This window comes from Psychrobacillus sp. PGGUH221 (genome assembly GCF_042055255.1).
Lineage (GTDB): Bacteria > Bacillota > Bacilli > Bacillales_A > Planococcaceae > Psychrobacillus.
The window spans coordinates 128,138-153,470 of the sequence record NZ_JAQMHQ010000001.1 but is presented as its reverse complement, the minus strand read 5'-3'; the positions used below and the strand labels follow the sequence as shown (position 1 = coordinate 153,470).

The 25,333-nt window shown below is 35.6% G+C and carries 22 protein-coding genes; 13 read left to right on the top strand and 9 right to left on the bottom strand.

Annotation, left to right across the window (positions count from 1 at the left end):
- Window positions 1-11: 11 nt before the first annotated feature.
- The 8 genes from PGC35_RS00755 to PGC35_RS00720 are packed head-to-tail and all read left to right on the top strand — an operon-like array spanning window position 12 to window position 11,941.
- Window positions 12-2,417 carry a DUF7408 domain-containing protein gene (locus tag PGC35_RS00755; protein ID WP_375217814.1) on the top strand — a complete coding sequence of 802 codons (2,406 nt, stop codon included), beginning with the start codon at window positions 12-14 and terminating at the stop codon, window positions 2,415-2,417.
- Window positions 2,414-3,343 (top strand): ABC transporter ATP-binding protein, encoded by a 930-nt coding sequence (locus tag PGC35_RS00750; protein ID WP_053590179.1) that lies wholly within the window; start codon window positions 2,414-2,416, stop codon window positions 3,341-3,343. The genes PGC35_RS00755 and PGC35_RS00750 overlap by 4 nt, the downstream gene beginning before the upstream one ends.
- Window positions 3,344-4,186 (top strand): ABC transporter permease, encoded by an 843-nt coding sequence (locus tag PGC35_RS00745; RefSeq protein WP_053590178.1) that lies wholly within the window; start codon window positions 3,344-3,346, stop codon window positions 4,184-4,186.
- A gap of 13 nt (window positions 4,187-4,199) precedes the next feature.
- Window positions 4,200-5,714, top strand: coding sequence for a hypothetical protein (locus PGC35_RS00740; RefSeq protein WP_375217813.1), 1,515 nt, complete (start codon window positions 4,200-4,202; stop codon window positions 5,712-5,714).
- 12 nt (window positions 5,715-5,726) lie between these two features.
- Window positions 5,727-6,719, top strand: a complete 993-nt coding sequence (locus tag PGC35_RS00735) for an AAA family ATPase (protein WP_375217812.1) — start codon at window positions 5,727-5,729, stop codon at window positions 6,717-6,719.
- Complete coding sequence (locus tag PGC35_RS00730; protein WP_375217811.1) at window positions 6,716-7,591, top strand: DUF58 domain-containing protein; 876 nt, start codon at window positions 6,716-6,718, stop codon at window positions 7,589-7,591. Before PGC35_RS00735 ends, PGC35_RS00730 begins: the two co-directional genes overlap by 4 nt.
- 11 nt (window positions 7,592-7,602) lie before the next feature.
- Window positions 7,603-9,360: a vWA domain-containing protein gene (locus PGC35_RS00725; protein WP_375217810.1), complete on the top strand. Its 1,758-nt coding sequence runs from the start codon at window positions 7,603-7,605 to the stop codon at window positions 9,358-9,360.
- Window positions 9,344-11,941, top strand: a complete 2,598-nt coding sequence (locus PGC35_RS00720; protein ID WP_375217809.1) for a VWA domain-containing protein — start codon at window positions 9,344-9,346, stop codon at window positions 11,939-11,941. Before PGC35_RS00725 ends, PGC35_RS00720 begins: the two co-directional genes overlap by 17 nt.
- 42 nt (window positions 11,942-11,983) lie before the next feature.
- On the opposite strand, the gene PGC35_RS00715 is transcribed toward PGC35_RS00720, so the two are convergent.
- The 6 genes from PGC35_RS00715 to PGC35_RS00690 are packed head-to-tail and all read right to left on the bottom strand — an operon-like array spanning window position 11,984 to window position 17,660.
- Window positions 11,984-13,264 (bottom strand): MFS transporter, encoded by a 1,281-nt coding sequence (locus PGC35_RS00715; RefSeq protein WP_375218263.1) that lies wholly within the window; start codon window positions 13,262-13,264, stop codon window positions 11,984-11,986.
- A 57-nt stretch (window positions 13,265-13,321) separates the two neighbouring features.
- Entirely contained in the window at window positions 13,322-14,395 is a 1,074-nt protein-coding gene (locus PGC35_RS00710; RefSeq protein WP_375217808.1) for an ABC transporter substrate-binding protein, read from the bottom strand.
- Window positions 14,392-15,195 carry an ABC transporter permease gene (locus PGC35_RS00705; RefSeq protein ID WP_375217807.1) on the bottom strand — a complete coding sequence of 268 codons (804 nt, stop codon included), beginning with the start codon at window positions 15,193-15,195 and terminating at the stop codon, window positions 14,392-14,394. Before PGC35_RS00705 ends, PGC35_RS00710 begins: the two co-directional genes overlap by 4 nt.
- Complete coding sequence (locus PGC35_RS00700) at window positions 15,179-16,003, bottom strand: ABC transporter permease (protein ID WP_056827463.1); 825 nt, start codon at window positions 16,001-16,003, stop codon at window positions 15,179-15,181. Before PGC35_RS00700 ends, PGC35_RS00705 begins: the two co-directional genes overlap by 17 nt.
- Window positions 15,993-17,099 carry an ABC transporter ATP-binding protein gene (locus PGC35_RS00695; RefSeq protein WP_053590168.1) on the bottom strand — a complete coding sequence of 369 codons (1,107 nt, stop codon included), beginning with the start codon at window positions 17,097-17,099 and terminating at the stop codon, window positions 15,993-15,995. Before PGC35_RS00695 ends, PGC35_RS00700 begins: the two co-directional genes overlap by 11 nt.
- Window positions 17,100-17,117: 18 nt before the next feature.
- The gene (locus PGC35_RS00690; RefSeq protein ID WP_375217806.1) at window positions 17,118-17,660 is read right to left on the bottom strand and encodes a helix-turn-helix domain-containing protein; all 543 of its coding nucleotides are present in this window, start codon (window positions 17,658-17,660) and stop codon (window positions 17,118-17,120) included.
- A 194-nt stretch (window positions 17,661-17,854) separates the two neighbouring features.
- On the opposite strand from PGC35_RS00690, the gene PGC35_RS00685 reads away from it, so the two are divergent.
- The 3 genes from PGC35_RS00685 (at window position 17,855) to PGC35_RS00675 (ending at window position 20,589) form a co-directional block, all read left to right on the top strand.
- Window positions 17,855-18,298, top strand: coding sequence for a TlpA family protein disulfide reductase (locus PGC35_RS00685; protein WP_375217805.1), 444 nt, complete (start codon window positions 17,855-17,857; stop codon window positions 18,296-18,298).
- Between the two features lie 72 nt (window positions 18,299-18,370).
- The gene (locus PGC35_RS00680; RefSeq protein WP_053590165.1) at window positions 18,371-19,030 is read left to right on the top strand and encodes a potassium channel family protein; all 660 of its coding nucleotides are present in this window, start codon (window positions 18,371-18,373) and stop codon (window positions 19,028-19,030) included.
- A 209-nt stretch (window positions 19,031-19,239) separates the two neighbouring features.
- Window positions 19,240-20,589 carry an amino acid permease gene (locus PGC35_RS00675; protein WP_375217804.1) on the top strand — a complete coding sequence of 450 codons (1,350 nt, stop codon included), beginning with the start codon at window positions 19,240-19,242 and terminating at the stop codon, window positions 20,587-20,589.
- Here PGC35_RS00675 and PGC35_RS00670 read toward each other — a convergent pair.
- The 3 genes from PGC35_RS00670 to PGC35_RS00660 form a co-directional block, all read right to left on the bottom strand.
- The gene (locus PGC35_RS00670; RefSeq protein ID WP_375217803.1) at window positions 20,574-21,200 is read right to left on the bottom strand and encodes a LysE family transporter; all 627 of its coding nucleotides are present in this window, start codon (window positions 21,198-21,200) and stop codon (window positions 20,574-20,576) included. The genes PGC35_RS00675 and PGC35_RS00670 overlap by 16 nt on opposite strands.
- Before the next feature lie 127 nt (window positions 21,201-21,327).
- Window positions 21,328-22,995: a ribonuclease J1 gene (gene rnjA, locus PGC35_RS00665; RefSeq protein WP_053590162.1), complete on the bottom strand. Its 1,668-nt coding sequence runs from the start codon at window positions 22,993-22,995 to the stop codon at window positions 21,328-21,330.
- A gap of 3 nt (window positions 22,996-22,998) precedes the next feature.
- Entirely contained in the window at window positions 22,999-23,208 is a 210-nt protein-coding gene (locus PGC35_RS00660; RefSeq protein ID WP_053590161.1) for a DNA-dependent RNA polymerase subunit epsilon, read from the bottom strand.
- A 283-nt stretch (window positions 23,209-23,491) separates the two neighbouring features.
- Between PGC35_RS00660 and PGC35_RS00655 the strand changes: the two genes are divergently transcribed.
- Together PGC35_RS00655 and PGC35_RS00650 are read left to right on the top strand one after the other, a co-directional pair.
- Window positions 23,492-24,268: a Cof-type HAD-IIB family hydrolase gene (locus PGC35_RS00655; protein ID WP_375217802.1), complete on the top strand. Its 777-nt coding sequence runs from the start codon at window positions 23,492-23,494 to the stop codon at window positions 24,266-24,268.
- A gap of 16 nt (window positions 24,269-24,284) precedes the next feature.
- Window positions 24,285-25,220, top strand: coding sequence for a carbohydrate kinase family protein (locus PGC35_RS00650; protein WP_375217801.1), 936 nt, complete (start codon window positions 24,285-24,287; stop codon window positions 25,218-25,220).
- Window positions 25,221-25,333 lie beyond the last annotated feature (113 nt).

The following is a 25,333-nucleotide window of genomic DNA, read 5'->3' as shown; positions in this document are numbered from 1 at the left end:
GGGGACAAAGTATGCTTATCCGAAAGTTTGCGTTGGTTATATCAGCACTTTTTATATACTTAACATTATTTCCGACGATTGATGCCTTGGCGGCTCCTAACTTACAAGTTAAAGCAACAGCAGGCTTTAATGGTAAAGCAAAGTATGGGGAAGGATTGCCTATTACCATTACCGTCGAGAACAAAGGGGATGCATTTTCAGGGGATATAGTTCTAGATATTGTTGAATCATATAATCTAGGAAATGCGCAGGCAGTTCCATTTGAAATTGGAGCTGGTGAGACAAAGACCATTCAAATAGCAGCATCGGGATTAACAGAGGACTATATGTATCAAGGGTCTAATGCACAATTGATACATTTCTTTGAAGGTGGATGGGAAAAAGGTAAGTCGATTGATTTTAAAGGAACCAAAAATTTAAGAGCGAGCTTCACAGATCCAGCAAGTAATTTTTATCTTACATTAACAAATAGTGCAGATCGTCTAAAAGTACTTAGTCAAATAAAGCAACAGGGACAATTAAGTGGAGAAGTAGTACATGTTGCCCAATTAAGTAACTTTACATTCCCAACAGAAGCAGCAGCTTGGGAAATGGCAGACTATATTGTCATTGATGAATTTGTTCTTGCGGATCTAGAGGAAAAGCAACAACAAGCAATAGTAGACTATGTGAATGTTGGTGGAAATGTAATTGTAGGTGCATCAGACAATACAGCTGCTGAACTTGGGAAGCTAGGAAGCAATTTGCCTTTGAATCTCCAAGCAAGTACAGTTTCTTTGTCAGCAGACAAAGTAAGTGCGTTAACAGCAAACAATAAACTATCAAATGATTTAAAAGTTTATGAGGCCTCTTTAAATGAGGGAGCTATTGAGTTATTAAATTTGGATGGAACTACCATTGCAGCCAAAGAAACTTTAGGTAGTGGATCCATCATTCAAACGACATTTTCCCTTGGCGATGAACCGTTAGCAAAGGATCCAGCATATAGCGACTTACTGACTACTGTTATGCAGTCAGTAAAAGTCAAGAAGAATTCGAATATGTATGGATATAACAGTAAGGATCAACTTGTTTATGAATTAGGTAGTACGAATTCCTTGTTTAGCTCCTTTAAAGTTTCAACTCCGTTAATGATTGGGATTGTTGTCTTTTACATGATTTTAGTCGGACCGCTTTTATATATTTTATTGAAAAGAAAAGATAAAAGAGAGTATGCATGGGGAATAATTCCTCTTACTGCTATTATTGCTTCAGCGGCCATATTTGGATATGGTGCGAGAGATAGAATAGCTCGTCCACAAGTTCAACAATCTTCTTTTTTATATGTTAATGAAGATAATAGTTTGAATGGATATTATTCCGAATCTTTATTAAGTAATAAGAGTGGAGAATTTGCATTCTCTGCCCCTTCCACAACAACTATGATTGCTCAAAGAAGTATGAATGCGTTTACTGGGCAGTCTCCTAACGTACATGAAGAAGTCATTTTAGAAAAACATGCGACAAATAGTGAGCTGACATTTCGCGATGTAGGATATTGGTCAGTTTCTACTTTTCTCGGAAATACACAATTACAAGAAGTAGGTAATTTTGGAGTAGATTTACGAGTAGAGTCAAGTAAATTAATAGGGACTGTACAAAATAATTTTCCTTTTGCACTTAAAGAAGTGTCGGTTTGGTCTGGAAGTAAATTAATTTCATTGGGAGATCTTCAACCAGGAGAAAGAATGGACGTAAACAAAGAATTAGGTACTGTCATGTTAACTCCGACTTCTAATCCATATTTTAATAGGAATTTTGGTATGCCTTCTAGGAATAATGACAATTTATTAGAGCAAAGAAAGCAATCGTTATTTTCTACCAGCCAAATGTTTAGCCAACTAGGCACCAGTCCAGCAATAACAGCTTTTTCAGAAGATAATTTAATACCAATTGAATTAAAAGATAAAAAGGTGGAAATGTCCGCACTACATCTTATCATTCAACCATTTAAAGCAGAAACAATCTTCGCAGGAGAATTTGTATTACCAGCTAATACTTTCACTGTGAACGTCAACACAGAGCAATATGGTAAGTATATGGAACCGGTTGAAAATAGTAATTTAGAGTGGCACTTACAAGATGGAGAATATAATGTTTATTGGAAAGCACCAGATACTATCCCAACAGATAAAGTATTGTGGACACAACTCCAAATAGCTAATACTGATCGAAATTCGCAAAATATAGAAATATGGAATAATGACACTCAAGCTTATGAAGCAATAGATGAAAGTAGATACACAGTAACTGATAACATACAAAGTTATATTAATAAAAATGGCGAAGTGCATTATAAACTTACCAAAAAAGCGATTCAAGGGGATACCTATTCAAGACTTCCAGAAGTTCGTTTAAAAGGGGAGGTTAAGCAATGATTGAGATTAAAGGATTAACGAAAAAATATGGCTCCTTTTATGCATTAAATGACTTAAATCTTACATTGGATGAAGGTACAGTATTTGGGTTTGTAGGTGCGAATGGTGCAGGTAAATCTACTACTTTTTCTATTTTGGCAACGCTGTTACAACCGACTGCTGGGGATGCATTTGTTAATGGGAAAAGTGTTAAGACGGAAGCACATGAAGTAAGAAAGCAAATCGGATATATGCCTGACTTTTTTGGAGTTTATGATCAGTTAAAAGCAAATGAATATTTAGATTTTTATGGTGCTAGCTACGGATTATCAGACGATGATAGAAAAACATTAATTCCACAATTACTTGAGCTAGTTAACTTATCACATAAGCGCTATGAATATGTGGATTTGTTATCACGTGGGATGAAACAACGTTTATGTTTAGCAAGAGCACTCATTCATGACCCTAAAGTTTTGATCTTGGATGAGCCGGCATCCGGGTTAGACCCACGTGCACGCGTAGAAATGCGAGATATACTAAGACAGCTAAAAGGGATGGGAAAGACAATATTGATATCCTCGCATATTTTGCCAGAGCTAGCGGAAATGTGTGATGAAATTGGGGTCATTGATGGTGGAAAACTGATTGCTCACGGATCGGTAGCTGAAATACAGGCACAACTTGCTGGAGAAAGGCAGATTACTGTAAAAGTAAAAGGTTTACTTGACAATGCAGCTTCCTTTTTTGAAGAGGATCCTTTCGCTTTCAAAGTAGAACAGCATTTGGAGAAAAATAGTTTAACGTTCCATTATAGAGGTACAGAGGACGATCAAATTACTTTGTTGAAAAAAGCGTTGGATAATAATTTACGTATTATTTCGTTCTCAGAAACCGAAACAGATCTTGAGGATGTCTTTATGGAAATCACGAAAGGGGTGAAATAAGTGAAACAGGCTTTATATAATCCAGTGTTAGTAAAAGAGATTAAATTACGCTTTCGTTCTCTTAAAAGCTTTATGGGAATTCTTTTTTACTTAATTGCGATGTGTATTTTTGTATTTGGTTTTATAATGCTTACCACTTCTTTTACAGGAACAGGATACTTTCGTCCGGAGGAAAGCTTCTTCCTTTTTTCAATGCTAACTTATATCCAGTTAGGGCTAATTCTATTTATAACACCAGGACTGACAGCAGGTGCTATTAGTACAGAGCGAGAGAAACAAACGCTGAATATATTATTAACAACTTCACAGACATCCTTACAAATTATACTTGGGAAGCTAACATCGTCCATTGCATTTCTTCTCTTGATGGTATTAGCAGGGTTACCAATTTATAGCTTAGTATTTCTCTTTGGAGGAGTTTCTCCAGGTCAATTAGGAATTATTTTCTTATTTTATTTTCTTACAATGATTACAATAGGTGGAATAGGAATCATGTTCTCTACAATTATTCGAAAAACAATTGTAGCGATGATTGCGACGTATGGAACGATGATTTTTTTAACGGCTGTTACTGGTTTTATTTATCTTGTCATTACAGGAATGAATAGTATGGCAACCGGTTCGTTGACTTCATCTCCTATCGGTCACTTTTTTGCAAGTATTAACCCTGTAGTGTTAATGCTTACACTTATTTCACCTGGATCGGATAGCTTTATTACGGAAACAACAAAGATCGAGTTCCCAATATGGGCAGGTTATACCATTTTTTATGTGGTAATTACGATATTATCTCTTTTTATCGCAGTGAAGAAATTACGTGTAAATATGAAACGATCAAAATAGGGAGGACCCTTTGATGAGCCAACAAAAGCTTATTCGTCTAGTTCAAAAAGCTAGACGAAGCCTTTCATTAGAGCATTATACGAGATATTTCCAAGCAGCCTTATTTTATGGATTTACATGTGCCTCGTCTGTTCTATTTGTTTCTCGCTTATTTGTCTTTCCGTATTATTTACGCTCTTCTATAATTATTGGATTTCTTAGTTTCCTAATAGTTTTTTTATACGCTTTTTGGAAAAGACCTACAAAACAGGAGGCATTAGAAAGGCTAGATTCTTTCTTCCCAGACAATATTTTGATTACTGCTTTATCCTTTCTTCAACAGAAAACCGAACTTATTACAGGGCTTGTCAATAAAGCAGAAAGTGATAGTAAAGAAGCTTTAGAGGCATTTAAGAAACGAAAAAAATCTTATATTCAACCTAAATGGATAACAGGATTCGTTCTAGCGCTTGCATTTGCATTAGTCCTATTTGCATTTCCTTCTGCAACACAGCTAGAAGCGAAGGATATAGAAAAGGAAAATCAAGTTGTAAATGAAATGAAGAAAGAAGTAAATAAATTAGAGAAAAAAGAAATGGTAAAGTCTGTGAAAAAAGATTTGAAGGAATTAAAGGAAAAATTGAAAGAAGTAAATACAGCGGAAGAAGCATTGCTCGAAGTAGTAAAAAAACAAAAAGAATTGGCCTTGAAAGAACAAAAGCTAGAGAAAAAGAAAGAGCTCTCGGAAAATGGGGAAACAACCGAAACATCTCTATCAGCGGAAGAACAAAAAGAGCTTGCCTCTTTGGAAGATGTAAATGATACTTTAGCAAAAAGTGCGGCATCCTCCCAAACAGCTTTAAGTAAAATGGGTAAGACATTCCCCTTTAGCACAAATGAAATAGCTCAAGGAAACTCGAATTCAAATAACAATAGCACGAATACTTCAGGAAAATCAGGGAATGGCAACAAGAAACAAGAAGGTGCAAGTGAAAATAAAGGAACAGAACAAAAGGGTCAAGGCCAAGGACAGGGCCAAGGACAGGGCCAAGGCCAAGGACAGGGCCAAGGCCAAGGACAGGGCCAAGGCCAAGGACAGGGCCAAGGCCAAGGACAGGGCCAAGGCCAAGGACAGGGTCAAGGCCAAGGACAGGGCCAAGGCCAAGGACAGGGCCAAGGTCAAGGACAGGGCCAAGGACAAGGCCAAGGCCAGGGTCAAGGTCAGGGACAGGGCCAAGGTCAAGGTCAAGGCCAGGGGCAAGGGTCTGGTGCAGGTAAAGGTTCCGGAGGAAGAGACCTCCTTTCTATCCCATCAAGAATTGGTGGAAATGGCGAAACTAGTGTCGATAGTGGAAAACTTGGTGAGGGGGATGCAGCTAGTGAACAATCTGGTGAGGTACCTGTAACTCGGGGATCCGTTAAACCATATGAAGAAGTGGTAAATGAATACGCTGACTCTTACTTAAAAAGCTCGGAAAGAATGCAACTACCATCTGATTTACAACGAATTGTTCAAGATTATTTCTCTACAGTTGAAAATAGTGATTAATGGAGGATACTTATGACTTATACTACAGAAGATTATGTGAATATGAGTAAACGTTTAGAAGAAGTTAAGACAGAAATAGGTCAATTTATTGTGGGACAAAGAGAGGCAGTTGAGTTTGCAATTTATTGTGTTTTAGCTGATGGTCATGCTCTTTTAGAAGGGCTACCTGGTCTAGGTAAAACAATGCTTATTAGAACAATTTCTGAAGTACTCGATTTGTCTTTCTCTCGAATTCAATTTACACCAGATTTAATGCCCTCAGATATTACGGGAACAAGTATGATTGAACGTTTAGAAAATGGAAAACAGCAATTCACCTTTCAAAAAGGCCCAATATTTAGTCAAATGGTGTTAGCAGATGAAATTAACCGTGCTACACCAAAAACGCAAAGTGCACTCTTAGAAGCAATGGGAGAAAAAACCGTCACAATACTGGGAGATACGAAACAGATGGATCGACCTTTCTTTGTATTAGCTACACAAAACCCCATCGAAATGGAAGGGACATATCCTTTGCCAGAGGCACAAATGGATCGTTTTCTTTGTAAAATTCTTGTTTCGTATCCAACAAAAGAAGAACTAATGGAAATTACAAAACGGACAACAGGTGGTAATTCCATTGAATTAAATAAAATAATGAATGCAAAAGATATTGTATATGCACAACAAATGGTGAAAGAAGTTTTAATTGCAGATGATATGCTGGAATATGCCGTTGATATTATTGAAGCTACGCATCCAGAAGCGGCAATTGTCCCTGAAATTGCACAATACGTACAATATGGAAGTGGACCACGTGGTTTACAAAGCCTTATAAAGCTTGCAAAAGCACGTGCGTTAGTAGCCGGCCGATATCATGTGTCCATCGCGGATATAAAGTCAGTGGCAAGACCTGTTCTAAGACATCGTTTGTTATTGAATTATGAAGGAGAAGCAGAAGGTAAAACTGCTGACGAAATGGTGGAATTAATCTTACAAACTATTAAACAAGGGCAAACAATATGAGTACAGAGCCATTAGTACCAAAAGATTGGGCTGGTAAATTGAGTAGACTTTCTTTAGCAACCAATTCCAAACTGCGTGGTCAACATAAAGGTTCCCATCGCTCCCAACGATTTGGAGCTTCTCTCGATTTTTCAGATTTTCGAGAGTATAGCCCTGGAGATGATGTACGGCAAATAGATTGGAATGTATACGCTCGAACAGAAAAGTATTTTATTAAACGATTTCTAGATGAACAAGAAATGCGAGTACATATAATACTTGATTCCACCAAATCTATGGGGGATAAAATGAAATGGACGTTTGCTAAACAACTAGCTATATCCATTGGAATTCTCGTTTTGCAGCGTGATGATCGTTTATCTTTCACTGCAGTAACAGATGATAAGAAACCACCATTTAGACGAAAAGGGGCAACATATCGAAAGGCATATACTCAAATAATCTCTGATTTAAAAGAACCCATGATGACAAGGTCGTTCACTGACAATGTCATTTCTTTTCTACCAAAGGACAGTACTGTTCTTTTTATTATTTCAGATTGCTTAGAAACCATAGAATCTTGGGAAAAATTACTTCAAAAATTACCGAAGTTCGCAGGTGACATACGTATTTTACAAGTAGTAACGGAAGACGAGTTAAAGCCAACTTATACAGGTGATGTGCAATTAGAAGATGTGGAAACTAATCATCAATTAAATATATCTATGTCTACCAGCGTATTGGAAGCATATGAGCGAGAAAGAAAATTACATCAGCAAGCTTTAGAATTGTTATGTAGAAAATTCGGGGTAAAACTGCTTCAGGTAAATGCAGAAGATGGAATTTCACAAACTATGTTTCATCAACTATTACGTGCAAACTGGGTACAGTGAGGTGAAATTATTTGGGTTTTAATCAGTTAGGGTTTTTATGGACAGTTATTTTTCCGTTAGCGGTTTTACTTTATTATTTCTTTCGTAAAAAATATGCGAAACAGAATGTTTCGTCCACTCTCTTTTGGAATGAAGCTATGAAGGAAACAAAGGCATCTCCTTATTTGAAGCATTTACAACGAAATGCTTTATTTTATTTGCAGATGCTCGCAATGATTTTATTGGTTATTGCCTTACTACAACCATTTTGGAAAACAAAGTCATTGGCTGGAGAACAAGCTTTGTTTATTGTAGACACATCTGCAACGATGGAAGTGAATACAAATGGTACATCTCTTTTTGAGCAACATAAAAAGGATATGTTAACACTTGTGGAACAGCTTTCAGGTAAACCGTTAACAATAATAACTACAGGCAATCAACCGGAAGTTATCGCTCGCCAAGAAACGAACTTGAATGAAATTAAAAATATTATAAACGATTTAGAAGTAAGCTATGAAGAAGAAAGTATGTCGAAATCATTAGACTTTGCTCAATCATTTTTTCATAACAAAGCGACCTCTGTTTACATATTTACCGATCAACTTGACAAGCAATCGTTGCCTTTACAATATGAGCAAGTAAGTTGGAATGTAGTTGGACAAACAAAGGATGTAAGAAATGTATCTTTGAAGAGATTTGGCGCTACCAAAACGAATACTGGAATCTCCGCTTTAATTCAGGTTGAAAACCAGTCAAATAAAGAAGAAGTAACTGAATTGACACTGTCAAATGAACAGACAGAAATGGTAAAAGAAAAGATTACCATACCTCCAAATGAAACAGTTACTTTATCATTTAATGACCTTAAAGAATCGTCCTTATTAAAAGCAAACCTAAATATAAAGGATCATTATTCTCTTGATGATTCCATGACTGTCTTTATGCAAGACCAATTATCAAAAGTATTTATTGATAGTTCTTTGCATTCCCTCGTTAGAACTGCTTTTCAATCGTTAGATATAGAAGTAAGCAGCATACCTTCTGAACAAGTAGGTTTGTTAAAAGAAGAAGGTATTGTCGTAACAAATCAATTCGGATTAATGGAACAGTTAGAGCTTCCATCTTTTTTTATTGGTAGAAATGATGTTACACCAATAGAAGTTAATGGTGTTGTAGAAACATTGGAACATCCTCTTTTTTCTTTTGCTAATCTAACAGATATATATGTGAATAGTGTATATCCACCTATAGAAGGATATACGACGATTGCAACAGTGGGAGAAGAACCATTCATTCAAGTTTCTCCAAGAGGAGATATTGTTGTCCTTTCTGATATTCAAATGACTGATTGGCCTCTGAGTCCATCGTTTCCTCTGTTTATGTGGAGTGTGAAAGAGCAGCTATCTGCCGGTAATACTTATTTAGGGACTTTTTCACCGAATGAACGCAAAGCCTTGTCGCTTGGAAGTGCAAGCAATGAGTGGGAGCTTTATACGATGGCTGATGAGTATGAATATTCCATTGAAAACGGGGGTGCATTTATAGCACCTAAGAAACCAGGTTTATATGTACTCCGTTCAGATGAAAAAGAAAAAAATATTTCAGTTGCTCTATCTCAAAAAGAAAAAGAAATTCAAAAAGGAGCGACTTATACATTAAGTGGACAACAAATAGAATCGAAGGAAAACTTTAGTCAACATTCATTTGTTCCTTACCTATTAATTGTTTTATTGTTACTATTTGTCCTAGAGTGGGAGGTGCAAAGACGACGTGGATTTACGAGTTGATCAACCACTATGGCTACTATTATTTATTCCAATTTTGATTTACTTGATTTGGACATGGAGAAGAGATAAAAATAGTTTTCGAAAAGAAGCAAAAGTAGTATTTTTTATACGTCTACTTGCTATCTTCTGTTTAATCCTAGGGTTAACAAATCCATATCTATTATTACCTATTAAAGAAGAACAAGTTTTGTTTTTAGTCGATCGTTCGGCTTCTGTTCAAGGAACTGATCAACAAGTGGCAGAATGGATTGAAAAAAGCATGTCTACCCGAAAGGATTCTCATCTTGTAGGAGTTTATACATTTGCAGAAGACTTTCAATCAGAAGTCGCATTGACGAGTGGAGAAATAAATTTACCTGTTTTTGCGCCAATGAAAGATCCAGGTGATACAGATATAGCAAGAGCATTACAACTATCTACGGGTATTGTGGAACCCAACAAAGCTACACGTATTGTTCTTTTCACAGACGGTATCGAAACTACTGGTTCTGTTACAGATGAGTTAGTTAAAATTACTGGTGGAAATGTAACGATTGACGTAGTTCAACTGAATAGGATAGCTACAGAAGATGTTGCAATAACCTCTTTTGAGACGCCACCCGTTGCGTTTGAAGGAGAGCAACAACAGTTAAACGTCGAATTAGAATCCACTACTAATACAAAAGGAGAAATACTTCTTTATCAAAATGATGAGTTAATATCACGTCAGCATTTAACGCTTGAACAAGGTACAAATACGTATACTTTTCGAAATTCATCTGCTGGGGAGGGCCTTTTAAAGTATGAGGTTCAAGTAGTCATTGCGGGGGACGGTTTAATTGAAAATAATAAACTGACAAGTGTCACGAATGTTGAAAGTTCACCACAACTACTAATCGTGACACATGAAAGAAATAACTCTAATATTGCATCAGTTATCGATCAAGCTGCTATCAAGACGGACGTGATTGATTCTACCGAGCTTCCATTCGATCTATCCAATTATTTGGCGTATGATGCAATTATTTTTGATAATGTTCCTGGGCATGTTGTGGGAGAGCAAAAAATGACCGTCATCGAACAGGCAGTGAAGAACTTCGGTGTAGGGTTTATGATGGTTGGCGGCAAAAATAGCTTTGGCTTAGGTGGATACTTTAAAACTCCTATTGAAAAGTTACTTCCAGTGGAGATGGAGATTAAAGGTAAGCATCAATTGCCTTCTCTTGGATTAGTAATTGTTATGGATCGTTCTGGAAGTATGAGTGGCTCAAAATTCGAATATGCGAAAGAAGCAGCAGCCCGTTCAGTAGAAATGTTACGTGAAGGAGATACGCTTGGATTCATAGCATTCGATGATCGTCCTTGGGAAATTATAGAGACAGCATCTTTAGAGAATAAAGAAGAAGCCTTAGACACTATTTTATCTGTAGGGGTAGGCGGGGGTACAGAAATATATTCGAGTTTAGCTTTAGCTTATGAACGCCTATCTCCTTTAAAACTGCAAAGAAAGCATATCATTTTATTAACAGATGGACAGTCAGCTACTTCAAACGATTATGAGGCATTAATTGAGGAAGGCTCGCAGGATTTAATAACAGTGTCTACTGTTGCAGTTGGGCAGGATGCAGACAGAGCGTTATTGGAAAATATTGCTGAAATCGGTGGTGGATCTTTTTATGATGTGGCAGATGAATCTACTATTCCAGCCATAATGTCTACCGAAACGGCCATGATCTCCCGCACGTATATTGAAGATAATCCGTTTTATCCCACCATTTATGGAGATGCAGCATGGACGAGTTTATTTGCCGATGGTGTACCACAAATGAACGCGTATATCGCGACTACCCCTAAACAAACAGCATCTATTGTTGCGGAAAGTGAAAAAGAAGATCCTGTTCTGGCAGAATGGATGTATGGGTTAGGTAGAACAATTGCTTTTACATCTGATTCCACAGGAGAGTGGAGTGGTGATTTCGCAAATTGGAATAATTGGGGTAATTTTTGGAACACAGCAGTTTCTCGACTTTTACCTGCATATAGTGAGGTACCTTTCACGATTCAAAAATCAAGTGATGGTAGTTATACTGTAGCGGATCCTACTGGGAAGTCTTCGTTTATTGAAGTAACTGCAGTCAATGAAAAAGGAGAAGAGCTACCTGTTATGTCAGAACCGATAGCACCTGGAAAATCAAGAGTGACAGTTGAAAGTGATCCTGGTCTTGTATTTTTCCGTGTTTCAAATGAACAAGATGCCTTATACCAAGCAGGCATATCGATACCATATAGTGCAGAATATAAGGTGCAGAAGGCAAATTCAAATTTGCTGGAGCAGATTGCAAGTCAAACAGGGGGCAAGCTGCTTACAGAAGCATCTGAAGTATTTCGACCTATAGAGATAAAAAGCTCTGAAAAACAATCGATTCAACAAATGCTTGTACTTGCTGCGATTATTTTGTTTTTTATAGATATTACGATTAGAAGGTTTGGTTTTAGACAACTTATAGCTCCATTCTATAAATTGAAAAGAAAAGAAAAAATACCGAACGTAACTTCTACGAGTAATGTTGAAAAACTTGTAAAAGAGAAAAAGAAACGATAAAAAAAGCTGCTAGTGATAAGAAATTCACTGGCAGCTTTTGTGTTATATTACGGGATTCCTTTTTTTAATCCAAACTAGAGTTAAACCCCATGAAAATAATAATATGACTGAACCTATGACAAATGGAAAATTGATATTTATATCAAAAAAGATTCCCGCTAGTGCTGGACCTATCATATTTCCTAAACTCATATAAGCATTATTCATTCCTGCAGCAAATCCTTGTTCATGCCCGGCCAATTTTGAAACAACCGTATTGACAGCTGGTCGAATAAGAGTAGTTGCAGTAGAAAATATAGAAGCCACTGTTAATACTAGCCAGAAACCATCTACCAGGAAGAATAGTAATAAAGCAGAGGCAGCTACTACTAAATTAATTAAGATAACATTTATTTCTCCGAAACGCTTGAACAACTTATCGACAACGACTGTTTGAACAATTACACCTATAAATCCACCAACTGTTAATACGACTGCTATGTCTTGTGGAGTATAATTGTATTTATGATCCACGTATAATGAGAAGGTCGTTTGGAAATTGGCAATACCAAATGAGAAAACAAAGATGATGATAAGCATCATAAAATAAGGTGTTTTAACAGAGTTCTTCATTTGAACAAAAATATCTTGTCGTTTTTTCTCTTCAGGAGGATTTGCCGAAACAGCATTTTTAATATCCGGCAAAATGAAAAAAGATACAATGGCAGATAGGATTGCTGCTAGGGCAGCCATATAGAATGGGAAAGTTAAGCTAACGTTAGCTAAAAATCCTCCTATTGCTGGACCAATCATAAATCCAAGAGACATAGAAGCACCAAGGAGTCCCATTCCTTTTCCTCGTTCTTCCAGAGAGGTGATATCTGCAACAAATGCCATCGTTGCAGGAATTAAAAAGGCTCCTCCAATTCCACTAACAAAACGTGCACAATAAAGCATCCACTCATGAGTAGCCATTCCGAACCATAACTGTGAAGCAGAAAAGATAACTAGGCCAACTATAATTAGCTTTTTGCGTCCCAGCGAATCAGATAAATCTCCAGCTAAAGGAGAAAATAAAAACTGACCTAATGCAAAGGAAGCAATAATAAATCCGAGTGCTTGTCCTGCTACACCAAATGTTTCAAGATATTGAGGCATAACCGGAATAACTAAACCGATTCCTGCCATCGCTATAAACATATTAAACATTAATATGTAAAGGGCATATTGATTTGATTTCTTTTTCATACGTTTCCTACTTTCTAAAAAATACTTATATACGTCTATCGATTCTATCACATTCTTATCATAATAAAAACTTTCGCAACACGAATTATTGTTAATTTTATATTTAGATAATTAAAAACCTAGAACCGTCTATTAATAGACGGTTCTAGGTTTTTAGTTTGAACTCATTTTAAACTCTAAAAATAATTCATTGTACTTACCGAGTAATTCTAGACCGAGATTATTATAAACTTCTAAATTGTCTCGTTGTTCCTCTGGAGGATAGAAACGTTCATCCGAGGTAACTTCTTCATCCATTAAGGAAACTGCTGCAACGTTTGGTGTAGAGTAACCTACATAATCTGCGTTTTGAGCAGAATTTTCAGCATCTAACATAAAGTTAATAAATGCATGGGCTCCTTCCACATTAGCAGCGGTTTTCGGTATAACCATATTATCGAACCATAAATTGGATCCTTCTTGTGGAACTGCATAGTCAAGTTCTTCATTTTCCCACATCATATCAGCAGCTTGTCCTGACCAAGTAAGTGCCACAGCAGCTTCCTCATTAACCATTAGTTGAGTTACTTCATCTCCAATAATAGCTTTTACATTAGGTGTAAGTTTTTTCAACTTATCAGTAGCTTCTTGCAACTCGTTTTCGTTTGTTGAGTTTAAAGAATAGCCTAAACTATTCAAGCCCATTCCAATAACTTCTCTGGCACCGTCTACTAATAGAATTTCTCCTTTTAAAGATGGATCCCAGAGTGCTTCCCAACTCTCAAAGGTTTGTCCATCTAGCAAGCTCGGATTATAAACGATTCCTACAGTTCCCCAAAAATAAGGAATAGAAAATTCATTTTTAGGATCAAAGGACAAGTCTAAAAAATATGGATCAATATTTTTTAAATTCGGTATTTTGGAATGATCAATTGGTAATAGTAAATTATTTTCTTTCATTTTTTCTATTGCATATTCAGAGGGGACGGCAATATCGTAGGAAGTCCCACCTTGCTCAATTTTAGTCATCATCGCTTCATTTGAATCGAACGTTTCATATACAACACGATATCCGGATTCTTCCTCAAATTGTGCGATTAACTCGGGGTCAATATATTCTCCCCAGTTATAAATAGTAACTGTATCATTCCCAGCTTTTCCTGAGCTTTTATTTAAATAGTCATTAACAAGAAATAATAAAATACATACAACGATTATTGCTACTGAAGCTTTTATAATATTTTTCATTTTCTTACCCCCATTCCAACAGGGTTTTTACCACGTTGACTAATAAAGTAATAACCAACTACTAGGAACAAAGTAACTACAAAAATGATACCAGATAGCGCATTAATCGTTAAGGTTATACCAGCACGTGCCATGGAGTAAATTTCAACAGAAAGCGTACTGAAACCATTCCCTGTAACGAAAAAAGTCACTGCAAAATCATCTAGTGAATAGGTTAATGCCATAAAAAATCCCGCAAATATTCCAGGTTTGATAAATGGAATAATCACTCGAGATAATATATCTTTGTTCGTCGCTCCAAGGTCAGCTGCAGCATCGATTAAAGAGCTGTTCATCTCTTGTAGCTTTGGAAGAACCATAAGTACAACAATAGGAATACTAAATGCGATATGAGAAATTAACACAGAAGCAAATCCCAATTTAACACCGACCATTGTAAACAAGATTAAGAAGGAAGCACCAATAACAACATCTGGACTTACAATTAATACGTTATTTAAAGATAAAATGGAATTACGGATAGATTTATTTTTCATATAGACAATACCAAGTGAACCAAACACACCAATAATCGTTGCTATTAATGCAGAAAGTAATGCAACAATTATAGTATTAATAAGTATCATAATCAGTCGAGTGTCAGAAAAGACAGCTCCATAATGTTCCCATGTAAATGACTCAAAAGAATTCATCGTACCGCCACTATTAAAAGAATAAAAGATTAGATAAAAAATCGGTGCGTATAAAACAATAAATACGAGGGCTAAATATAGCTTTGCTGACTTACTTGTTTTTTCCATGTAAATTAGCCCCCTTATCTCTTTGGCCTGTAATTATCATTATTATTACCATGAATATAATTAGGAATACTGCAATTGTGGCACCCATTCCCCAGTTTTGTGTAACTAAAAATTGTTGTTCAATAGCTGTACCTAGTGTAATTACCTTGTTCCCAGCGATTAAACGTGTAATCATGAAGAGGGAAAGGGAAGGGATAAATACTGCTTGAATACCAGCTTTCACACCATTCGTCGTTAATGGGAAAATCACTTTTGTAAAGGTCGTCCAACTTGATGCACCTAAATCTCTACCAGCATCAACTAAGGATGGATTTAACTTATCCAATGCATTAAAGATAGGTAGAATCATAAAAGGAATAAAAATATAGACGGAGACAAAAATAAAACTAAAATCAGTAAATAATATTTGCTGCTCTCCGATTCCAAATACATTTAAAAATGCATTTATAGGTCCATATAAACCAAAAATTCCAATGAAAGCATATGTTTTTAGAAGTAAGTTTATCCAAGAAGGAATAATGATTAATAATAGCCATAATTGTTTATGTTTTGTTTTTGTTAAAAAATATGCTGTAGGGTAAGCAATTAGTAAAGAAAACAATGTAATTAAAAAAGCATACCAGAAAGAGCTAATGGTCAATTTTAAATAAACAGAAGTAAAGAAGTTTTGATAATTTGTAAGCGTAAAGTTACCGTTTAAGTCAAAGAAAGAATAATACGCAATCAATGCTATTGGAGCTATTACAAATAATAGAATCCAAGCAAAATACGGTACTAAATATAAAGTTTTCGTATTTTTAGTTTGCATACTGTTCTTCTCCGTAAGATTCTAAACGTTTGTCGAATTCTTCTTCTGTTTCATTGAGACGCATTACATGAATAGATTCTGGATCAAAATCTAAACCGATAAATTCACCGACTTCTGCTTTTTTGGTTGAGTGAACAAGCCATTCATTTCCCTCATCATCGTAAGTTGAAAGTTCATAGTGAACCCCTCTAAATAGCTGAGTATCTACTTTTACTTTCATTTTTCCTTTTTCAACTTCTGTGATTTCTAAATCTTCTGGACGGATTACAATATCAACTTTTTCGTTTGTATTTAACCCCTGATCGACACACTCAAATACTTTTCCGCCAATTCGAACTTGAAAATCCGCAACCATCGTTCCAGATACAATATTAGATTCCCCAATAAAATCAGCTACGTAGCGATTAATTGGTTCATCATAAATGTCCATAGGAGTACCGCTTTGTTCAATGTGACCTGCATTTAATACGAAAATTTCATCAGACATTGCAAGTGCTTCTTCTTGGTCATGTGTCACAAATATAAAAGTTTTTCCTAACCGTTGTTGTAATTCACGAAGCTCGTATTGCATTTCAGAGCGAAGTTTCAAGTCAAGAGCTGATAGAGGCTCGTCTAATAAAATTATTTCAGGATCATTGACGATTGCACGAGCTATTGCAACACGCTGTCTTTGCCCACCAGACATTTCAACGATTTCTCTATTTTCATATCCTGTCAAATTAACAAATTTAAGTGCCTCAAATACTTTTTGTTCTATTTCTTTTTTTCCTAACTTTTTAATACGAAGACCAAATGCAACATTTTCAAACACATTTAAATGTGGAAACAATGCATAGTCTTGGAATACGGTATTTACTTGACGTTCATTTGCAGGAACGTTATTAATTAGTTTCCCATTGAAATAAATGTTTCCACTGGAAGGCTGCATAAATCCTGCTATTAATCTCAATATTGTTGTTTTCCCACAACCAGATGGTCCTAGAAGAGTATAAAACTTTCCACGTTCTAATTCCAAGTTAATATTATCGAGTACTGTAGTGTCTGAATCGTAGAATTTTGTAACATTCTCGAAACGAATGATTGTTGTTTCCGACATAAAATCCCTCCATAACTTCTATAAATATGAATTTGTAACTACGTAAATAACGTGTGCTTCTTCGGTAGAATTATTTTCAAGCAGGTGATGATCAGACGCTTCAAAGTAAATAGATTCTCCTTTTGAAGCTATGTATTGTTGCTTTCCTAAAGTAAGTTTAACTCTTCCTTGTAATACATAAATAAAAGTCTCAGAAAGTGAAGGCTCAAATTGTTTAAATTGACCACCAACTCCAAACTTAAGATAAACAGGCTCCATTTCATTATCATTAGATTCAGAAATAAGCCATCTTAGTTCATAGTTCTTATCCTCATCTTCATATATAGTCTGTTCTTCTTGCGTGAAAACAACCTTTGTCCTTGCGTACTCATCGTCAAAAAAATCTTTAGGTTTTGTTCCTAACACACTTAATATGGAAAAAAGGGTCTCAATAGACGGTGAATTTATATCTCTTTCTAACTGAGATATAAAACCTTTACTAAGGTCTGTTCTTTCTCCAAGTTCTTCTTGTGTCAGTCCCTTTTTTAAACGCAACCTCTTTATTTTTTTCCCTATTTGCATATAAAGAAACTCCTTCGTAAGTGAAAATGAATTCCTATTTTAAACAAAGTTTATTTTAACACAACTTAAAGTTTACTTTAACAACTTATTTTATTAATATCAAAAAATTGTTAGTACTCCTATAAAAGGAACAGTCAATTTACTTTCATTTGCATACAATAGCTTTGGACTTATACAAAAAAGGAGAGAAGTAATTGAAGCTAAGAGAGGAGTTACCTGATTTTTCTCGGGATTTAAAGTGGATGAATGGCAAACAGACTAAGGAGCAATTGATAGGTGAAGTACCCCTTCTTGTCCATTTTTGGTCAGTAAGCTGTAATTTATGTAAGACCTCAGTGGAAACAATCAATAAATGGAAAGTGTTACACAGTGGAAAATTTAAAATCGTTAGTGTGCATATGCCAAGAAAACAAGAGGATATAGATGAACAGTTAATTCAAGTTCTTACTAAGAAATGGAACATGAGCCATCCCGTTTGCTTAGACCATCAATTAATTGTTACCAAAGCATTTCAAAATAGAATTGTTCCTTCCTTTTATTTATTTGATAAAAATGGTTTGTTAAGACATGTCCAATCTGGTGAGAACGGGATGCATATGCTTGAAAAACGATTGACCTTTTTAATGAAAGAAAAATAGGACGATAAATCTATCTACTATTTGATTCCATATGGTAAACTAAGTGCAGTCGAATGGTAGGGAGGTATTGGCGTGCAAAAGGAATTCGTAGTTATTGGATTAGGTCGTTTTGGAGGGAGTATTGTACGAGAACTGATTACTCAAGGTGCAGATGTAATGGCAATCGATATAGTACCAGAACGTGTAGATGAATTTGCGGCAATTGCAACACAAGCCGTTGTAGCAGATACCACAGACGAAGCAGCTTTAAAATCTCTTGGTATTCGGAATTTTGAACATGTAATTGTTGCTATTGGAGATGATATTCAATCCAGTATTCTTACAACACTAATGCTTAAAGAGATTGGTGTCAAAAAAATTACTGTAAAAGCACAAAATGATTATCATGAAAAAGTACTACGCAAAATAGGGGCAGATCAAGTTGTTCATCCAGAGCGAGACATGGGTATTAGAATTGCAAATAATATAATATCTAGTAATGTTCTCGATTATCTTGAACTATCTGACAAACATTCAATTATGGAAATAAAGGTAAATGAAAAAATAGCAGGTCATTCAATTATCGATTTAGATATTCGCGCAAAATACGGAATAAATATTGTTGCTGTCAAAAGGGGAAATGATATTTTTGTTTCACCACCTCCAGATGAGCAGCTTCAATTAAATGATGTGCTCATCATTATTGGAGCAGATGTCGATATTAATCGTTTTGAGAAAAAAGTTTTATCTTAATGAAAAGCTGTAAATACTAAAACATAAGCCCAGATGTGGGCTTTTTTATTTGCGCACGAAACCACTAAATAATCTCCCACAAGAGCTTTCTTATAAAGAGATAAAATATTTCAATCTTTTTCATACATTTCAGAACCATTTTTTTACAAAAACAAAAACATCATAATTACAATTCCTTGTGAAAGACTATTTACAAGGAGGTGGAAATTGTGGCAAAACAAACGTCTGAAAAAAATAATAGTGAGGGGCATCTTTCTTGGTGGCAACTATCCTTAATCGGGGTTGGTTGTATAATTGGGACAGGTTTTTTCTTGGCATCAAGTATAGCCATTCAAATGACCGGACCATCCGTTATTTTTGCTTTTATATTGGCAGCTACTGCGACATACATTGTGTTTGAAGCTCTTGCGAAAATGTCTGCTAAAGATCCACAAAAGGGGACATTTCGAACATACGCAAAAAAAGCATATGGTCGTTGGGCAGGATTTAGTAGTGGATGGGTTTATTGGTGTTCTGAAATATTGATAATAGGTAGTCAGTTGACAGCAATTTCACTTTTGACAAAGCTTTGGTTCCCAGATGTTCGTTTATGGATTTTTGCTTTAATATACGCCATTTGTGGACTTATCGTGCTTTTTATAGGAGCAAAAGCATTTGGAAAAGTAGAAAGTATATTTGCTATTATGAAAATTGCAGCAATCTTTATGTTTATTGTTATTGCTATCTTAGCTCTAACAGGTGTTATTGATGGAAATCCAAAAGGAGATATTCCAAAAACCATTGGTGAATTATTTCCAAAAGGAGTCTTTGGATTTTGGAGTGCACTTTTATTTGCCTTTTTCGCTCATGGTGGAATAGAAGTAATGGGTGTTATGGCTATTCATCTAAAAAAGAAAGAAGATGCACCAAAATCAGGGAAAGTAATGTTAGCTCTTCTTGGCTTAATTTATGTAATTTCACTTACTTTGGCGCTATTACTCGTTCCCTATACAGAATTTAAAGATAAGAAAAGTCCCTTTGTTACTGCTTTAGCGGATTTTAATTTAGATTTTTTTCCCCACGTTTTTACTGCGGCTATTATTATAGCTGGGTTTTCAACAATGTCAGCTTCCTTATTTTCGGTCACCACAATCCTTACGACGCTATCGGAAGAGGGAGATGCTCCAGCAATATTCAGTAAACAAACGAAAAAAAAATTCAAAATGCCTTTACCTGCTATTGCATTAACTTCCTTAGGACTTGTAATATCTATTGTAACTTCTTTAGTGTTACCTGATAAAGTGTATGAATATATAACGACTGCTGCAGCATTAATGTTGCTTTATAACTGGTTATTTATGTTAATGTTTTATCACAAATTGATTGAGCTAACTAATGCGGATAAAGTTAAAAGAATTATCGGCATAATTCTAGTAGTCGCTGCAGTAAGCGGATCACTTGTTCATTCTACGAGTCGACCAGGTTTTTTTATCAGTTTAGTTTTCATATCTGTAATTGCACTAGTCATTTTAGTGTTACGTAAGCGCTGGGAAAAGGAAGAGTCTCAAAAGAGTGTGTGATAAGCTTGAATGCCAAAATATATACCAAATGCAATCATCGATAGGGAAGAGAGTAAGGAGATAATAATAAGAAACCTAGTTGATAGGTACTTTCTTGCACCACTTGAAAGAAAAGCTATAATCGTATCCCACAAAATTACTCCAACTATAATTGCTAAGCTAAAAATAATTAATTGATCGTCTTGGAGAGAGACGGATGTTTCCGCAAGGATAGAACCGTATATTCCCAACCAAAAAAGAATCGTTAGAGGATTCAACAGGGAAATTAGGAATCCGGACAGTAATGCCTGCCTAAGACGAATGCGCTTTCCTGATGACATGTTAATTTTAATTTTGTTAAGGGTTAGTAAATTTTCTATGCCTGTATAAGTTAGAACGAAACACCCGAAAGTCCATAAAAATATTTTTATGTAGGGTGAATCTATGAATTGCCCAACCCCAAAATAAACCATAATCATATAGAGGATGTCCGCTGTTAATGCACCAAAACCAAAAATGAATGCATGAAAAAAACCATTTTTGATTCCTGTATCTAATTGTGCCGCATTAACAGGTCCAACTGGTGCCGCTAAAGAAATTCCTAACAAGATGTAAGTGAAAATTGAATTCATTGTATGTCCTCCATCGAAATAGATATCTTGTATCTTATTCATTTGGAGTGTCTTGTACAACTAAATGCAAACAAAATTATTCAAAAAAAACCTCAGATTATAGAAATCTGAGGTTTAAGCATACATACTAAACTTCCATGATAATTGGTAAAATCATTGGTCGTCTTTTTGTTTTTTCATATAAATAAGGACTTAGAACGTCTGTAATCTCATTTTTTAATTCAGACCATTCAGCAGGCTTGTCCTGAATTGTTAATCGTAAGTGCTTGTTTAACATTTGTTGAGCCTCGTTAATCATCGTCCCCGATTCACGCATATAAACGAATCCTCGTGAAATAATATCTGGTCCAGAAACAATTTTTTTCTTTTCCATATCTGCGCTGACAACGACAATAACTAATCCCTCTTCAGATAAAATACGACGATCTCTAAGTACGATATTGCCAATGTCACCTATCCCACTACCATCGATGTATACATCACCAGAAGGAATTCTACCAGCTACATGTGCTTCGTTTGCACTCAATGCAAGTACATCTCCATTTTCCATGATAAATGTATTTTCTTGAAGTACATCACAATCGATAGCAAGTTCCGAATGGATTTTTAACATACGATACTCACCGTGTATTGGCATGAAGAATTTTGGTTTCATCAGGCGTAGCATAAGCTTTTGCTCTTCTTGTGAACCATGACCAGACGTATGAATATTATTTAAAGATCCATGAATTACTTCTGCTCCTGCACGGTAAAGTAAGTTAATCGTGCGATTTACACTTGATCTATTTCCAGGAATTGGAGAGGAAGAAAATACTACAGTATCTCCAGGCTGGATTTGAATTTGACGATGAGTGCCATTTGCTATTCTTGAAAGAGCTGCCATTGGTTCACCTTGGCTACCCGTACATAAAATAAGTACTTCATTTGCTGGTAATCGATTTAATGTACTAACGTCAACAAAAGTTTCCTTAGGAGCAGTGATATATCCAAGCTCACGCCCAATCGTGATTGCATTGTCCATACTTCTACCAAATACAGCGATTTTACGATTATGATGTACAGCAGCATCTGTTACTTGCTGAAGTCTATGAATATTAGAAGCAAAAGTAGCAAATATAATACGACCATTTACTTTTCTAAAGATAGAATCCATACTTTCGCCTACTTTACGTTCAGACATTGTAAAGTTAGGGACTTCTGCATTTGTACTATCGGAAAGTAAACACAACACTCCGTCACTACCGATTTCAGCCATTTTCGTTAAGTTTGCTGGTTCACCAACAGGTGTGAAATCAAATTTAAAATCTCCCGTGTGAACGATATTACCTGGAGGGGTTTTTACTACAATACCGAACGCATCTGGAATACTATGTGTTGTTCTAAAAAAACTAACTGCAGTTTTTCTAAACTTAATGACATCGTTTTCTTCAATAACATTCATTTTAGTTTGACGAAGTAAACCATGTTCTTCTAATTTATTGCGTAGTAGGCCGAGGGCTAACTTTCCACCATAAACAGGAACGTTGAGTTGCTTCAATAAATAAGGAATTCCACCGATGTGATCCTCATGACCATGTGTGATAAAAAGGCCTTTAATTTTATCCACATTTTTTACTAAATACGTGTAGTCAGGAATAACATAGTCAATTCCTAATAAATCATCTTCTGGAAACTTGATTCCAGCATCAATCAAAATTATTTCATCTTGAAATTGAACGCCATAAGTATTTTTGCCGATTTCGCCTAGTCCGCCGAGGGCGAAAACCGCAGTTTGATCATTCTTTACAAATTTCATAGATTATATCTTCTCAACATTGAAATTCGCGCTTGCTTGTTCGTATTCTAAATGACTACCTTCAAGCAATTGAATTAATTCAATATTATACTTTCGATCTTTCAGAAGAGAACGAACCTCACGCTCTGATTCTGCTTCTACATATAGGCTCTTAGTGTTTTCGCGAACTGGTACTTCTAGTGCATTTTCTTGATAATAAACTTTATAAATCATTTTATACTCTCCTTTTTCACGTTCAAAATAAATCAATTCTCTTTATATTATCATGACGCTTATTTAAAATAAAGAAAAGCCCTCCAAAATTTGAAGGGCATAAAAATCTATGCTATCGTTTTTTCTCTGAGCATTCCACCGAGCCGTCTCAACAGTTTCCTTTTCAGGCGTTTCAACATGGCCACCCACTCCTTGTACTACATTATATACAAGAATGGAAAAATTGTAAAGGATTTTCGCAGAAAAGTCAAACTATTTGCATAATGAAAAGAGGATTATTTTTATGAAAAATAAAATTTTATTTTTTGATATTGATGGAACGATTCTAGATGGTGATAAAAATATCCCCACAGGTGTAATAGAAGCTATTAATGAAGCAAAATCGAACGGGCATGAAATTATAATTGCTACAGGAAGAGCTCCATTTACAGCTAAATTTGTTTTAGACCAGTTAAACCTAGACTCCTTTGTTTGCTATAATGGCCAAATCGTGCAGTATAAAGGCGAAACGATCTATAAAGGAGTACTAGAAAAAGAAGAGTTGCAACAGTTAACAGATTTTGCTCAAAATAGGGAGCAACCGGTAGTTTATATGGATAGTAAGGAATTTGTATCGAATATACCTGACCATGAAGATGTATTTGAAAGTATTTCATCTTTAAAAATGGCGCTACCTCGAACAGAAGAAAACTTCTTTTTAACAAATGACATCCATCAAGCTTTAATATTTTGTAGCTTAGAAGAACAAAAGGAATATGAAAGTGCATTTCCAAACTTAAAATTTGTTCGTTGGCATCGAGTATCTTGTGATGTTCTACCAAAAGGAGTTTCAAAAGCTAAAGGTATTGAATTATTGCTTAAACATTTAGGGAAATCTCCAGATGATAGTATTGCTTTCGGAGATGGATTCAATGATATAGAAATGCTCGATTTTGTTGGGATAGGCGTTGCAATGGGAAATTCTGTAGATGCATTAAAGGATCGTGCGACAATTGTCACTGAGCATGTTTCTGAAAATGGTTTAATAAATGCTATGAAGAAGTTAGAACTTATACAATAGTAATAAGGAGATATACATGAATAACATGCAAAATAAACATGTACTAATATACGGGGATGCATTTGTCGATTATATTGCAAATGATTCAAGCAATACACAATTCACGAAGTTTTTAGGGGGGGCTACTGTAAATGTCGCAGCTGGCATCTCTAGATTAGGAGCTCCAGCGTCTTTTATAACGGTGACTGGCGAAGATGAAACATCAGAGTTTGTTAGAACTGAACTAGCGGGAGAAGGTGTAGATCTTACTTACGCAAAAATCATTCCAGAAAAAAGAGTGAGTGGAGTATATGTTCATTTGACCACTGACAATGACCGAATTTTTTATAAGTATGTAGATGAAACGCCAAATGTTCAAGTAGAATACTGTACGTTAGAACAATCAGCTTTTCAAAATGCTTCTCTTTTTCATTTTTGTTCGGGAACTTTATTTCATCCCGTTGCCTTTAATACTACAAAAGAAATAGTAGCTACATTGAAAGAGACAGGAACTTTCTTATCATTTGATGCCAATATTAGACCATTAAGATGGGAAAATGAAGAAAAATGTAGAGATACAATTATTTCTTTTTTCAAAGATGTAAATTTATTAAAATTAACAGAAGAAGAGCTTTTTTTCTTAACAAGAACAGATACGCTCGAAGCGGGTATTGAAAAGTTGCAGTATTACTCCATACCAACAGTTCTTATTACAATGGGAGAAGAGGGAGCTTATATTGTGATGAATGAACAGATAATTCACATTCCAGTTGTCAAAGTCGACCCTGTAGATACAACAGGTGCTGGTGATGCATTTATGGCAGGGATATTAAGACAGATTCATCTATATGGAGCCCCTACTACTATAGATGTATGGAAGGACTATGTATCATTCGGCAACAAGCTAGGAGCAATTTGTGCGACAAAATTTGGCGCATTATCGGCAATGCCGAGAATAGAAGAATTAAGTTAGCAATAAAATAAAAGAGGTGCCTTTTTAGGCGCCTCTTAGATTAAAGACAAATTGAAAAATATAGCGTTTTGTTATTTTGGAGAAGCGTCCACTCGACTCCTGCGAGAAAGAGA

What these genes read in the sequence shown, in the direction of transcription:
- PGC35_RS00755 (WP_375217814.1), top strand. Translation starts at nt 12, where the DNA reads ATGCTTATCCGAAAGTTTGCGTTGGTTATATCAGCACTTTTTATATAC.
- PGC35_RS00750 (WP_053590179.1), top strand. Translation starts at nt 2,414, where the DNA reads ATGATTGAGATTAAAGGATTAACGAAAAAATATGGCTCCTTTTATGCA.
- PGC35_RS00740 (WP_375217813.1), top strand. Translation starts at nt 4,200, where the DNA reads ATGAGCCAACAAAAGCTTATTCGTCTAGTTCAAAAAGCTAGACGAAGC.
- PGC35_RS00735 (WP_375217812.1), top strand. Translation starts at nt 5,727, where the DNA reads ATGACTTATACTACAGAAGATTATGTGAATATGAGTAAACGTTTAGAA.
- PGC35_RS00730 (WP_375217811.1), top strand. Translation starts at nt 6,716, where the DNA reads ATGAGTACAGAGCCATTAGTACCAAAAGATTGGGCTGGTAAATTGAGT.
- PGC35_RS00710 (WP_375217808.1), bottom strand. Translation starts at nt 14,395, where the DNA reads ATGAAAAATATTATAAAAGCTTCAGTAGCAATAATCGTTGTATGTATT.
- PGC35_RS00705 (WP_375217807.1), bottom strand. Translation starts at nt 15,195, where the DNA reads ATGGAAAAAACAAGTAAGTCAGCAAAGCTATATTTAGCCCTCGTATTT.
- PGC35_RS00700 (WP_056827463.1), bottom strand. Translation starts at nt 16,003, where the DNA reads ATGCAAACTAAAAATACGAAAACTTTATATTTAGTACCGTATTTTGCT.
- PGC35_RS00695 (WP_053590168.1), bottom strand. Translation starts at nt 17,099, where the DNA reads ATGTCGGAAACAACAATCATTCGTTTCGAGAATGTTACAAAATTCTAC.
- PGC35_RS00690 (WP_375217806.1), bottom strand. Translation starts at nt 17,660, where the DNA reads ATGCAAATAGGGAAAAAAATAAAGAGGTTGCGTTTAAAAAAGGGACTG.
- PGC35_RS00670 (WP_375217803.1), bottom strand. Translation starts at nt 21,200, where the DNA reads ATGAATTCAATTTTCACTTACATCTTGTTAGGAATTTCTTTAGCGGCA.
- rnjA (WP_053590162.1), bottom strand. Translation starts at nt 22,995, where the DNA reads ATGAAATTTGTAAAGAATGATCAAACTGCGGTTTTCGCCCTCGGCGGA.
- PGC35_RS00660 (WP_053590161.1), bottom strand. Translation starts at nt 23,208, where the DNA reads ATGATTTATAAAGTTTATTATCAAGAAAATGCACTAGAAGTACCAGTT.
- PGC35_RS00655 (WP_375217802.1), top strand. Translation starts at nt 23,492, where the DNA reads ATGAAAAATAAAATTTTATTTTTTGATATTGATGGAACGATTCTAGAT.
- PGC35_RS00650 (WP_375217801.1), top strand. Translation starts at nt 24,285, where the DNA reads ATGAATAACATGCAAAATAAACATGTACTAATATACGGGGATGCATTT.